The organism is Aurantimonas sp. NFXS3 (genome assembly GCF_049132005.1).
GTDB classification, from domain to species: Bacteria; Pseudomonadota; Alphaproteobacteria; order Rhizobiales; family Rhizobiaceae; genus Aurantimonas; species Aurantimonas coralicida.
Genome location: NZ_JAGDDZ010000005.1, coordinates 318,296 through 330,490, shown reverse-complemented (window position 1 = coordinate 330,490; position 12,195 = coordinate 318,296). Strand labels below are relative to the sequence as shown.

General features: G+C 63.5%; 17 protein-coding genes. 14 read left to right on the top strand and 3 right to left on the bottom strand.

The window, feature by feature from the left end; translation table 11 throughout:
- Positions 1 to 69 precede the first annotated feature (69 nt).
- From J3367_RS15995 to J3367_RS15975, 5 genes are all read left to right on the top strand, one after another.
- The gene (locus J3367_RS15995; RefSeq protein WP_421461654.1) at positions 70 to 837 is read left to right on the top strand and encodes a KilA-N domain-containing protein; all 768 of its coding nucleotides are present in this window, start codon (positions 70 to 72) and stop codon (positions 835 to 837) included.
- Between the two features lie 308 nt (positions 838 to 1,145).
- Positions 1,146 to 1,538 (top strand): hypothetical protein, encoded by a 393-nt coding sequence (locus J3367_RS15990; RefSeq protein WP_421461652.1) that lies wholly within the window; start codon positions 1,146 to 1,148, stop codon positions 1,536 to 1,538.
- 81 nt (positions 1,539 to 1,619) lie between these two features.
- On the top strand, positions 1,620 to 2,252 hold the full coding sequence (gene nusG / locus J3367_RS15985; RefSeq protein WP_421461651.1) for a transcription termination/antitermination protein NusG: 633 nt from the start codon (positions 1,620 to 1,622) through the stop codon (positions 2,250 to 2,252).
- A gap of 214 nt (positions 2,253 to 2,466) precedes the next feature.
- Entirely contained in the window at positions 2,467 to 2,976 is a 510-nt protein-coding gene (locus tag J3367_RS15980; RefSeq protein ID WP_421461649.1) for a terminase small subunit, read from the top strand.
- Positions 2,963 to 4,249: a phage terminase large subunit gene (locus J3367_RS15975; protein ID WP_421461647.1), complete on the top strand. Its 1,287-nt coding sequence runs from the start codon at positions 2,963 to 2,965 to the stop codon at positions 4,247 to 4,249. Before J3367_RS15980 ends, J3367_RS15975 begins: the two co-directional genes overlap by 14 nt.
- A gap of 293 nt (positions 4,250 to 4,542) precedes the next feature.
- Here the strand turns inward: J3367_RS15975 and J3367_RS15970 are convergent, their stop codons facing one another.
- Entirely contained in the window at positions 4,543 to 4,947 is a 405-nt protein-coding gene (locus J3367_RS15970) for a hypothetical protein (RefSeq protein WP_421461646.1), read from the bottom strand.
- Here J3367_RS15970 and J3367_RS15965 point away from each other — a divergent pair.
- From J3367_RS15965 to J3367_RS15955, 3 genes are read left to right on the top strand one after another with little or no spacing between them, the layout of a single operon-like run.
- Positions 4,928 to 6,733: an anti-CBASS protein Acb1 family protein gene (locus J3367_RS15965; RefSeq protein WP_421461645.1), complete on the top strand. Its 1,806-nt coding sequence runs from the start codon at positions 4,928 to 4,930 to the stop codon at positions 6,731 to 6,733. The two genes, J3367_RS15970 and J3367_RS15965, sit on opposite strands and share 20 nt — an antisense overlap.
- Position 6,734: 1 nt before the next feature.
- On the top strand, positions 6,735 to 6,947 hold the full coding sequence (locus J3367_RS15960) for a hypothetical protein (protein WP_421461643.1): 213 nt from the start codon (positions 6,735 to 6,737) through the stop codon (positions 6,945 to 6,947).
- 1 nt (position 6,948) lies between these two features.
- Entirely contained in the window at positions 6,949 to 7,776 is an 828-nt protein-coding gene (locus tag J3367_RS15955) for a minor capsid protein (protein WP_421461642.1), read from the top strand.
- Here the strand turns inward: J3367_RS15955 and J3367_RS15950 are convergent.
- On the bottom strand, positions 7,773 to 8,018 hold the full coding sequence (locus tag J3367_RS15950) for a hypothetical protein (RefSeq protein ID WP_421461640.1): 246 nt from the start codon (positions 8,016 to 8,018) through the stop codon (positions 7,773 to 7,775). The genes J3367_RS15955 and J3367_RS15950 overlap by 4 nt on opposite strands.
- Positions 8,018 to 8,236, bottom strand: a complete 219-nt coding sequence (locus tag J3367_RS15945; protein WP_421461638.1) for a hypothetical protein — start codon at positions 8,234 to 8,236, stop codon at positions 8,018 to 8,020. The genes J3367_RS15950 and J3367_RS15945 overlap by 1 nt, the downstream gene beginning before the upstream one ends.
- Before the next feature lie 57 nt (positions 8,237 to 8,293).
- Here J3367_RS15945 and J3367_RS15940 point away from each other — a divergent pair, with 57 nt between their 5' ends.
- The 6 genes from J3367_RS15940 (at position 8,294) to J3367_RS15915 (ending at position 12,193) form a co-directional block, all read left to right on the top strand.
- Positions 8,294 to 8,629, top strand: coding sequence for a DUF3307 domain-containing protein (locus J3367_RS15940; RefSeq protein WP_421461636.1), 336 nt, complete (start codon positions 8,294 to 8,296; stop codon positions 8,627 to 8,629).
- Positions 8,629 to 9,762: a DUF2213 domain-containing protein gene (locus J3367_RS15935; protein ID WP_421461634.1), complete on the top strand. Its 1,134-nt coding sequence runs from the start codon at positions 8,629 to 8,631 to the stop codon at positions 9,760 to 9,762. Before J3367_RS15940 ends, J3367_RS15935 begins: the two co-directional genes overlap by 1 nt.
- Positions 9,763 to 10,221, top strand: a complete 459-nt coding sequence (locus J3367_RS15930) for a structural cement protein Gp24 (protein ID WP_421461632.1) — start codon at positions 9,763 to 9,765, stop codon at positions 10,219 to 10,221. It begins immediately after the preceding gene.
- Between the two features lie 12 nt (positions 10,222 to 10,233).
- Positions 10,234 to 11,157 (top strand): DUF2184 domain-containing protein, encoded by a 924-nt coding sequence (locus J3367_RS15925; protein ID WP_421461630.1) that lies wholly within the window; start codon positions 10,234 to 10,236, stop codon positions 11,155 to 11,157.
- A gap of 89 nt (positions 11,158 to 11,246) precedes the next feature.
- On the top strand, positions 11,247 to 11,783 hold the full coding sequence (locus J3367_RS15920; RefSeq protein WP_421461628.1) for an HNH endonuclease signature motif containing protein: 537 nt from the start codon (positions 11,247 to 11,249) through the stop codon (positions 11,781 to 11,783).
- Positions 11,780 to 12,193, top strand: a complete 414-nt coding sequence (locus tag J3367_RS15915; protein ID WP_421461627.1) for a hypothetical protein — start codon at positions 11,780 to 11,782, stop codon at positions 12,191 to 12,193. Before J3367_RS15920 ends, J3367_RS15915 begins: the two co-directional genes overlap by 4 nt.
- Positions 12,194 to 12,195 lie beyond the last annotated feature (2 nt).

Below are 12,195 nucleotides of genomic sequence, written 5' to 3'. Positions count from 1 at the left end.
CGGGCAACACCGGATTATGTCAACCGATCTTTGAAGCCTCCGCTCCATTCGCCAAGGAGCGATATTTCAGTGCAACAGCATCTCGAACTGATCCCTCACCAGGCCCAGGGATCGACCATCTATCAGCGACCCGGTGACGGCTATATCAACGCTACAGCGATGTGCCAGGCCGCAGGCAAGCGGTGGAACCACTACTCCGTCGTGAGTTCCACGAGAGCTTTTTTGGACGCTCTGGCTATCGAAACCGGTATTCCGGCTTCGACGCTTGTCCAGTCGATCAAGGGTGGGGATGTGCGCATCCAAGGCACTTGGGTCCACCCCCAAGTGGCAATCAATCTTGCCCAGTGGCTCTCCGGGGAGTTTGCCGTCAAGGTCAGCCAGTGGGTCTATGACTGGATGGCTGGCAGAGCCAAACCAGCCACTCCCTCGGTCCCTTATCACCTCCGGCGGTATGTCGCGAACCAGAGGAATGTGCCGGTCGGCCATTTCTCGCTTCTGACGGAGATGACCCAAGCTCTCATCGCCCCGTTGGAGATAATGGGCTACACGCTGCCGGAGCGGTTGATGCCGGACATCTCCCATGGGCGGATGTTCTGCAAATGGCTGCGGGATAAGCATGGCATCGATACCGACACGCTGCCGACGTACACTCACGTGTTCGAAGATGGTCGACGGGTTCAGGCGAAGGCCTATCCGGAGAGCCTCTTGGCCGACTGGCGCCGCCACTTCCGTGACGAGTGGCTGCCGAACAGGTCGATCGCCTATTTCTCCGGGAAGGACAGCGCTGCCCTTGCGTATCTCCCGAGGCTGCTTCCGGCACCGCCGCAGGCAGCCTGACTGCCCCACACTCACGCCACGAGAGCCGCCCTCCGGGGCGGCTTTTTCGTGTCCAAGTCGGTGTTCACACGGTGTTCCCAAATCGACGTGAACACCGTGAACACCGGCCGGAAATTTTGTGAACACCGTGAACACCGGTGTGAACACCGTTCTGGGTCTAAGTACCTATTCTATATATATATTTATTCAGTGTTCACGGTGTTCCCGCTTTTTCCCGTCCTATCCTTCTCATAACCGCTTATTGCCGTTTATCAGATTTACCAGTAATATCGGGTCCCAGAACAGATATTCACGCGCGCGAGGGGAACATGGACCGGGTATCGCAGCTAGAGGCACGCATCGAGAGGCTTGAAGCCTTGCTCGCAGGTTTCGCTGGTGCCATCGTCGATGATGCGCGTCGGGAGCGTGGGGCTAGGGCAATCCGGAACCTCGCCAACGCCTTCGATCCTCATCCCCATGGGGATATCGATCCGGACATCCGCAGGGTAGTCACGGTTGAGGCAGTCCGGCTGATCCGGGCTGGCGGAGAGGTAAGCCATGCGGACCTGGTGCGCAGCCTGAAGGGCAGGGCGAAGTCGGCGCAGATCACGACTGTGATGACGTCGCTTGCGGAGGATGGCGAGGTGTGGATCCGCAGGGAGGGTGAGGGGCGCCGCGGCAGACCCTCGATCTTCTACACGCTCGCCCTGAAAACGAGTTGACCCGATAGCGAACACACCACACAATCACCCCCGCTCACGACGCCCCGTTCCGGGCTCCTCGCCGCCACACGAGGAGCCATGATGCAGGACAAGACCAGCCCCACATCCATGCCACCAATGCGGGACCGGATGTCAGACTATGACGTCTCCCCCGACATTCTCGAAGTCGCCGCAGATCTGAACTGGTATGCGCTGCAGGTGCCGCCACAGAAGGAGTTCGTCGCGCAGAAGATCCTGCGTCGGTATGGGCTCCGGACGTTTGTCCCGGTGCGTGTGGAATACCGGCACTCCAGCAAAAAATCCCGACAGCTTCGGCTGCCGAAACGCGAAGTCCGCATGGCGGTTGCTCCACGTTACGTGCTGGCAGGGTTCGAGAGGGGAAGGCCGCTCTGGTTCAGGTTGTTCAACCTACCATGCATCACGGGAGTCGTAGCCGGCTTGGACGGAAGGCCCATGCTGCTTCCGAACAAGGAGGTGCGCCGTCTGATCCGGCGCACCGCGACCGGCCTAAACGCTCCCGAGGCGCAGAAGCACATGCGCACCCATAGGGAATTTTCAGTAGGGGATGATGTTCGGGTCATGGACGGCCCCTTCGATGGCATGGTCGTGCCGGTCGTAGCGATCGGGGGCGGGTTCGCCAGATTGGGCATGACGCTGTTCGGTGGTGCTGTAGATGATATCCGGGTGCCGCTGGACGTGCTGGAGGCTGCCTAGTGACGAGGGGTGTGCAACGGTATGAAACGGTATGAAACCGTATTGACTGTCCCTCACTATCATGCCAACCATCCACGCAGGACGCCCCCCGTTTGATGCGCATGATGACGCGCACGCTCGGACCCAGCCCCAGCGATAGCTAGGCGGCACGGATGGGGTCTTATGGGTCAGCGGAAGCTGGCCCTTTTCTTTTTCATCACCCAAGGACATGGTCATGGCGCTCGGCGAGAAGCGGGGACGCTTCGTCGAGGAATATCTCCACGACTTGAACGCGACCCAGGCGGCCATCAGGGCCGGCTACAGCCAGAAGACGGCCTATTCGCAAGGCCAGCGGCTGTTGAAGGATGTTGAGGTTTCGGCCGCCATCGCCGAAGCCAAGACCGCCCGCTCCACCCGCACCCGGGTCGACGCCGATTGGTTGCTCCGCCGCCTCGCCGACGAAGCCGAGGCCGACGTGGCCGATCTCTATGACGAGAACGGATCACTCCGGCCGGTCCAGGATTGGCCCCCGATTTGGCGCAAGGGCCTTGTTGCCGGCCTCGATGTCGAGGAGGTGAAGGAGGAGGGCGTGACTGTTGGCGTGATCCGGAAGCTGAAGCTGTCCGATCGCGTCAAGCGCCTCGAACTGATCGGCAAGCACGTCGAGGTACAGGCGTTCAAGGACCAGGTCGAGACAAGCGGGAATGTGACGGTCAACATCGCTGGCCCGGATGCTGACCTTTAGCCTCACGGCGAAACAGCAGGAACTGCGCAACGCCGCCGCTGGGCCATCCCGCCATATTCTCGGCTATGGCGGGTCGCGGTCGGGGAAGACGTTCGGGTTCTGCTACTGCGTCGCGACGCGTGCGCTCGCCGCTCCCAGCTCACGCCACCTCATCGCCCGGCTGCACAACATCGACGTTCGGCAGGCCGTGATGATGGACACCTGGCCGGCGATGATGCGGGCAGCCTATCCCGGCGTCCCGTACACCCAGAACAAGCAGGACCAGTTCATCACGATGCCGGATGGCGCCGAGATCTGGTTCGGAGGCCTCGACGACAAGGAGCGGGTCGAGAAGATCCTCGGCAAGGAATTCGCGACGATCTATTCGAACGAGTGTTCGCAGATCGCCTACGAAACCATCCTGACGCTCCGTACCCGCCTCGCGCAGAACGTGAAGCGGCGCGACGGTCGAGACCTCCCGCTCAAGGCCTATTACGATCTGAACCCGGTCGGCCGGTCCCACTGGACCTATCGCGAGTTCGTTGAGGGCGTGAGGCCAGAGAACAGGCTTCCACTTCCGGCCGGCACCCGCGCCTACGTCACGCTGAACCCGGATGACAATCCGCACCTGCCGGCTGCCTACCTCGAGGAGCTCGACACGCTACCAGAGCGGCAGCGTCAGCGCTTCAAGGAGGGCAAGTATCTCTCCGAGGTACCCGGTACGCTCTGGCCGCAGGATCGCATCGACGCCGGGCGTGGAGCTTCACCGCCAGATCTGACCCGCATCGTGATCGGCGTCGACCCATCGGGTTCGGACGGCATGGGCGGCGACAGCCAGGGCATCATCGTCGTCGGCAAGGGTGTCGATGGTCACGCCTACGTGCTGGAAGACGCGACGTGTCGCCTGTCGCCTGCCGGCTGGGGGCGCCGCGTTGTCGAGATGCATGCCAAGTGGCGTGCCGACAAGGTGGTTGCGGAAGCGAACTACGGCGGCGCGATGGTCGAGAGCACCATCAAACTGGCCGACAACACGGTGCCGGTCCAACTGGTGACGGCCTCCAGAGGCAAGCATGTCCGGGCCGAGCCCATTGCCGGCCTGTATGAGGATCGCGACGGCTACCCCGCCCGGGCGCACCACGTCGGGACCTTCGTCGAGCTCGAAGACCAGATGGCGATGTTCACGACGGATGGATACCAGGGCAGTGGATCACCGGACCGGGCCGACGCGCTGGTCTGGGCGATGACGGACCTGATGCTCACCGGCTCGAACTACAACCTCGCCGCATGGGGGTGATGATGGTCGGATGGCTGAAGCGGCAAATCATGAACGCCATCGGAACATTGCTCGCCATCCTGTTGATGCGAGCTGTGAAACGGCAGGGGCTCTAGTCGTCAGCCATAGACCACCGGCGACGCTTCAGTCGATCCGCGTCATTCAAGACCTCCGCCATATCGGCAGCCTCGCCGGGGAGCAGGTTGACCATGTGGAAGCGTCCGATGGTGGCGGCCTCATCGGTGAAGATGTCAATGATGCTGCATCGGCCGACGGCGTTCCACCTGATAGTATATCGATCGTGAGGCATGGGGTCAGGCTTCAGACTGAGCGGCTCGCCGCTTTCGGTCCAGCGTATTGAGTAGGTCGACCATGTCGTCAGCCTCTTCCATGTCCATGCGGACCAAAATCTTGTCGCCCACCTCAGCGGGGAAATTCGTGAAGATGTCGACGACCGACCACGTGCAGTTGTCGTCCATCCTGAGGGTGTAGCGATCGTCAGCCATGCCGGCACGGTACGCCGGTGTTTGGATCCTGAAAAGAGTCCGGAGGGCAACACCCATGCCCTGCAAATCATGCGCCCAGCGTCGCGCCATGTTGTCCGAGGCCCGGAAGAAGGGCGCTATGGCAGTCGCCAAAACCCTTCCCGCAGTCGGCCGCCACCTGATCCAGAACCCACCGAAAAAAGGAAAGTAGCCGGTGCGGTTTCTCGATTCCATCGTCAACATCTTCACCGGCCAGGGGCTTGGTAAGGGGAAATCGCAGGGCGCGACTTATAACTTCGCCCCCATGGACCCGATGGAGCTGGAAGCGGCCTATCGGGGCTCGTGGCTGACCCGGAAGGTCATCGACATCCCCGCCATGGATATGTGCCGGGAATGGCGCGACTGGCAGGCCGAGAACGACCAGATCGAGAAGATCGAGGCCGAGGAAAAGCGGCTGAACGTCCGCGGCAAGGCGCTGGAGGCCAAGACGAAGGCGCGGCTGTATGGCGGCGCTGCGATGTTCATCGGCGATGGCACGACGAACCAGTCCGAGGAACTGCGGCCCGAGCGGCTGGCCGGAGGGGGGCTTCGGTATCTGCCGGTCCTGACCTGCACCCGGCTGGCAGCCGGCGAACTGGAAACCGACGTCACCTCGCCCTGGTACGGCACGCCCAAGATCTACACCCTGCAGACAGGCACGGGCGCTCAGGTGATCGTTCATCCGTCGCGCCTGGTGCGGTTCATCGGCGCCCCGCTGCCGAACGTGGAAACCACCGTCGCGACGACGTGGGGCGACAGCGTCCTCGATGCTGTGTCTCGCGCGCTGAAGGATGCCGAGGCGACCGCGGCGAACGTGTCGGAGATGACCCACGAGGGAAAGCTCGACATCATCAAAATCCCGAACCTGACGGCGATGGCGTCGGACCCGGATTATGAAGCGCGGCTGCAGAAGCGCGTGTCCACGTCCATGATGATCAAGGGGCTCTACAATGCCCTGATCATGGACGCCGACGAGGAGTACGAGCAGAAGGAAATCACCTTCGCCACGCTGCCGGACGTGATGGACCGCTTCATGCAGATCGCAGCCGGCGCGGCTGATATCCCGGTGACGCGGCTTCTGGGGCAGAGCCCGGCAGGCATGAACGCGACGGGTGAGAGCGATCTCAGGAACTATTACGACCGCATCTCCGCCGGCCAGGAGCTCGAGCTACGTCCGGCCATGTCGGTCCTCGACGAGTGCCTGATCTGGTCGGCGCTGGGCAAACGGCCGCCATCCATTCACTACCGCTGGGCCCCTCTGTGGCAGCTATCGGAGAAGGACGCCGCCGATGTCGCGTCCAAGGTCTCTGAGAGCATCCAGCGCTACGATATGATGGGGCTGTTCCCGCAAGAGGCGCTGGCCAAGGCTGCCGCCAACCGCATCATCGAGGATGGCTTCCTGCCCGGCTTCGAGGACGCGATGTCGGATGCGCCCGAGATCGATTTCGAGGCAGAGGCCCGCAAGGAAGAGGCGGCACGAGCAGCACAGCAGGCACCGGCAGCGGCCAACGTCACCCGGATGCAGGCGGCGGCGAACGATGCGGCGCCCCGGACGCTGTATGTGCGCCGGGACGTCTTGAACGCTGCCGACATCATCGCATGGGCGAAGTCGCAGGGCATGACCGACATCGTGCCCGACCTGCATGTCACGATCATCTACAGCCGGCAGCCACTGGACTGGATCAAGGCCGGCAACGACAGCGAGTATGGTTCCGACGGCAAGGATCAAATGGTGATCCCCGAGGGTGGGCCCCGCGTGGTCGAGCCGCTTGGCGGTATGGCGGCGGTGCTCATGTTCGCATCGTCACGCCTCGCATGGCGCCACGCCGACATCATCCGGGCGGGGGCCGAGCACGGGTTCCCCGACTATCAGACGCACGTCTCTCTGACGAAAGCGCCGATCGATCTGTCCACGGTCGAGCCGTACCGCGGCAAGATCGTGCTGGGACCGGAAATCTGGGAAGAGGTCAAGGAGGACTGAAATGCCGTCACCGGACATGATGAAGACGATGGGCGCCACCGCCGAGACGTCGGCATTCCTGCGCGACTCCTCGCCGTACCTGCTGCCAAAGCCGGATTACGCCGACCTTGAGCGCCGGGTTGCGGACCTCGAGGATCGCGCCATGCGTCAGGATCGCGAGATGGCGGCCCGGGATCGTCTGAAGGCGATGGGTCTGGTCCTTCCGCAGCGCTGACGTGCAGTCCTACAGCCTCTCCCGCATGGCCGCGACGAAGACCAAGCGCCCAACGATCACCCTGCCACCGATCACCGACAGCAAGGGCGCCCAGACCGAATACCTCCGCGCCCTCCGCGCCATGCTGCGGTCACTGGCGGCCGCGGTGCGATCCGACGTGCTTCCGGCCGCAGAAGCCGAGATCGCCCGTCAGCGGTCAGCCATGACGCAGGACGCGCTGGGGGAGTTCGTGTTCGAGGGGCTGAAGCAGTTGGCCGTCCGGCTCGGTGTCATTGCCGAGGGAATGGTCGGGCGCATCCTTCGGCTGGAGAGCGAGCGGCACACCAAGAAGTGGATGGCCTCGGTCCGGTCGACCATCGGGATCGATCTCGCCGCGGTGGTGAGCCAGGAGGACCTTGCTGACTACCTGACCACGGCGGCGGCGCGTAACGCGAGCCTGATCAAGTCGCTCGGCGACGACGCTGTGAAGCGGGTCGAGCAGGCAACCTACCAGGCGATCCTGCAGGGCCAGACGGCGGCGCAACTGCGCAAGCGAATGACGGAAGAGTTCGGTGTGCTCGACAGCCGGGCCAAGCTCATCGCCAGAGATCAGGTGTCGAAGCTGACCTCCGATCTCAACCGCCGCCGGCATGAGCAAGCCGGCGTCACCTCCTACGTCTGGATGAGCAGCCGAGACGAGAGAGTTCGCGAGCGCCACCGGAAGCTGGACGGCAAGGAATACAAATACGGCGAGCCCACGGGCGCGGAGCAGGGGCTTCCGCCGGGCCAGCCTATTCAGTGCCGATGTGTCGCGCGCGGCATCGTCGAGATCGACGGGGAGCGGTTCTAGCGCCCGCGCTTCAGCCATTCATCAAGCGAGCCGGCCACATCGTCCGGCGGCACCGTTTCATCGAACCCGACGCCATCAATCGACGCGATCTCGGCCTTGAGGGACTGCGGGGCGCACCAGTCGAACGTCGCCCGGTGATGACGCTCATGTGCCTCTTCCAAGCGCCGGACCTGAGCCTGCAAGTCCATCACCTTGAGGGTGAGGTCGAGGATCAGGGTTTTGAGTTCGCGGTCGGTCGTCATCAGTGCTCGGTGTGGTGGTGAACGGGGACCAATGGAATCTCTCGCTTGTTCGCCTCGTCTCTGATCGCGGCTTCGATCGCCTCGTTCGACGTATCGAAGTCGTCGGAGATCAAGTCGACGAGCACGTTGGGATCAAGCCCTCCGTAGGTTTCGACTATCGGAGCGAGTGAATCCAACAACCGTCGCACGGCTTCGCGCAGTTCACGCTCCGAGGTCATTGCACGCCGGCTCCAATAGTAACGCCGGCAAACATACCACAATCGAGGGCAAAGCCCATGCACATGCTGATCGACGGCGGGCTTGCCTCGCTGGCGCTGATGCTACTCGTCGCCCACTGGATCGCCGACTATCCGTTGCAGGGCGACTTCCTGTCCTCGGCAAAGCAGAAGGGCCCGCTGCGCGCCTACCACCTGATCGCCCACGCAGGCATCCAGGGCGGCGCCGTCTTCCTCGTCACCGGCTCGGTCGCCCTCGGCATCGCCGAATGGGTTCTGCACACGATGATCGACGAGGCAAAGACGCGCGGTGCCACGACCTTCGCGCAGGATCAGGCACTGCACATCGTCTGCAAGGCGCTGTGGCTGGCGCTCATCGCATGGGGAATCGTCTGATGCAGTTCATCGACGCCGTAACGGTGTCTGGCGCAACCCGCCGGACGGCCGATGGCTTTCTCGTCGCCACGGCCAAGAGTGTCCGCGTCGGGATTCAGCACTATGCCGGCCACGAGTGCGGCGTGGCGGACAAGGCCATCGTCAGCATCTATCGCAGCCCCGAGGAAGTTTTCTCGCAGGACAGCCTCCAGTCGTTCTCCCACGCTCCGGTCACGATCGATCATCCCAGCGAGCAGGTATCGGCTGACAACTGGCGCGAATTGGCCGTCGGCGAGGTGTCCACGGCCGCACAGGTCGATGGCAAGTGGGTTTCCCTGCCCCTCATCCTGAAGGACGCGAAGGCCATCGCTGCGCTGGACAGCGGCAAGCGGCAGCTTTCGGCAGGCTATGTCTGCCAGCTCGACATGACGCCCGGCACCACGCCCGAAGGCGAGGCGTATGACGGCCGCCAGGTCGGCATCAAGATCAACCACCTCGCCCTCGTCGATCGAGCGCGCGCAGGTGACGAGGCTCGCATTGGCGACAGTGCGGACGACGCGGGCAACCGCACTACCACCTGGGGCGCCACGCCCCTCCAAGACCACACTCCAAAGGAGCCACCCATGGCTGATCTGACCACCGTGGTCGTCGGGGATAGCGCGGTGCAGATCGCCGCGTCCGACGCCGCAAAGCTGGAGGCCTTCAAGGCTTCCATGACGCGGGCTCTCGCAGATGCCGAGAACGCCCATACCGTCGCGGTTGCTGCGAAGGACGAGGAAATCGCGAAGGCACATGCTGCCCTCGACGACGCGAAGGGCAAGATCCTGTCCGACGCCGATCTCGACAAGCGCGTCCAGGACCGCGGCGATCTCGTCGCGCTGGCCGGCGCCATCGCCAAGGACGTGAAGACGACCGGCGTCTCCGATGCCGACATCCGCAAGGCCGTCGTGGTCGCCAAGCTCGGCGATGCTGCGGTCGAGGGCAAGTCTGCCGCCTACGTCGATGCTCGCTTCGACATCCTCGCCGAGGACGCCAAGAAGGGCACCGATCCGGTCGCCCGCGCACTCGCCGACGGCAAGCCGGCCCCGGTCACCGACAACGGCCAGTCGGCCTACGAAGCGCGCCTCGGCGACGCCTGGAAGGGAGCGAAGTAAATGGCTGTCCAGTCCACCTACAACGAGACCATGGATGCGGCCCGCGCCGGTATGCGGGCCAACATGGAGCCGGTCGATCTGATCTCCCGCACCGTCGAGACGGCTGCCGGGGTCGGCTTCGGCAAGGTCGTCCAGCAGGGCACCGCTGACAAGGGCTGCAAGTCCGATCTCACCGGCATGACGGCGCAGACCTACGTCGGCATCACCATGCGCGAGCGCGGTGTGCGGCCGGAAACGCCGAACGCCTTCGCCCAGTACGAGTCCGCGCTGATCATGCGCAAGGGCGTCATCTGGGTCGAGGTCGCGGTCGCGGTGACCCCGGCCGACATCGTCACTGTCACGCTCGCCTCTGGCGTCATCGGCAAGACTGCCGTCGGCGCGGGCGTCGTGGCCATTCCGAATGCGCGGTGGGAATCCAGCACCTCTGGTGCCGGCCTCGCCATGCTCCGTCTGGGCTAAGGAGACCCGATCATGAACCAGCACGTCTTTGACGCCCAGGCTGCAACCGGCTTCGTCCGCTCGCAGACCACCCATGTCGAGCAGGGGGTCAACGAGACCGTCTACCCCGACATCCAGTATCCGTCGCTCATCCCGGTGGACACCTCGGCGAACCCCTTCGCCCAGACGGTCACCTACTACTCGAGCGACAAGGTCGGTCGGGCCGACTGGATCAACGGCAATGCCGATGACATCCCGATGGCCGGCTCCGAGCTGAACGAGCACAAGACCGCCGTCTACACTGCGGCGATCGGCTACGGCTACGGCTGGGAAGAGATCAACGTGGCCATGATGACCGGCCGCAATCTCTCCAACGACGATGCCATGGCGGCACGTCGGGCCTACGAGGAGATGGTCGATCGTGTGGCTCTGGCCGGCGACGCGACCAAGAACTTCAAGGGCCTGATCGACAATGCGGCGGTCACCGCCGCGAGCGTGACGACCGGTGCCTGGGCGACTGCCACCGAGGATCAGATCCTCGCCGACGTGAACGAGGTGCTGCTCGGCATCACCACCGACACGAAGGAAACGGCGATGGCGAACACGCTCCTGCTTCCCTACGAGAAGCTGAGCATCCTCGCCTCCAACCGTCTCGGCGATACCCAGGGCACGATCCTCGACTTCCTGCGCCGCAACAACGTCGTCACCGCGATGACGGGCCAGGAACTGACGATCCGCACGGTGCGCGGCCTCTCCACGGCTGGTGCCGGCGATACGGCGCGCATGGTGGCCTACCGCCGCGATCCTTCGGTGCTGAAGCTGCATATCCCGATGCCGCACCGGTTCTTGCCGGTGTTCCAGGATGGCCCGCTGCACTGGGTCGTTCCGGGCGTCTTCCGGCTGGGCGGCCTCGATATCCGTCGCCCGAAGGAAGTTCGCTACGGCGACGGCATATAGTTCCTGAGCGGAACATGCTAAGAACGAAAGGCCGAAGGTGCTTCAACACCCCGGCCTTTCTAACCAGCCCAACCTGTTCGGAGGTCAAGATGGCTGATCGTCGTAATAGACGAGATTTCACGCGTGAGGAAGTGCTCGCGCTCCTGTCCTACGATCCCGTCACGGGCATCTTCCGGTGGAAGATCGAAACCCATGGTCACGGCGGCGCCATCCATCCGGGGGATGAGGCTGGCACGATAAAGGACGGGTATCGTCACATCATCCTGTTCGGGCGGCAGTATCGCGCGCAGCACCTCGCATGGCTCATCATGACGGGGGAGTGGCCTACAGGCTTCGATATCGATCACGAGAACCGCAGTCGTGATGATAATCGCTGGGATAATCTTCGCGAGGCCACCCGGTCGCAGAACAACATCAATTCCGGTCCGCACCGAAACAACAAGTCCGGACGGAAGGGTGTGTCGTGGCGCAAAGATACGCAGAAGTGGCACGCGCGGATTGTCGTTGACGGACGGACGCTGTTGCTCGGCGATTTCCATGAGCTTCAGGAAGCAATCGCCGCCCGCGACGAGGCCGAAAAACACCACTATGGCGAGTTCGCCTTCAGCAAAAGGAGCGCGGCATGACCGCTGCCAATGTCACGAACAAGCATACGGCGCCGCTCACGATGGGCGGCGTCACGGTCCAGCCGGGCAAGACGGCGAAGATCGAAAACTGGCGGATGGTCTCCGGCGGCAATGCCGTGCGGACTTGGCTGAAGCTGGGCGTCATCGAGGCCGACGAGGAGCCCGCAGAGCGCGCCCTTGCCGGCCTGAAGCGGGATGAGCTTCGCGGCTTCGCAGCGGGCCCGTCCGAGACGGAGAGCGCGCCCACCGCCGCCTACGAGGTCAAGGCGACCTCGCCCGGCTGGTTCGCCGTCTTCCAGGGCGACGAGCAGGTCACCAAGGGTCTGCGCAAGGACGACGTGTCCGGGTTCGACGAGTTCTCCCGCGAGGACAAGACCGCCTTCGTCGAGGCGAACAAGGCCGAGGACTGATC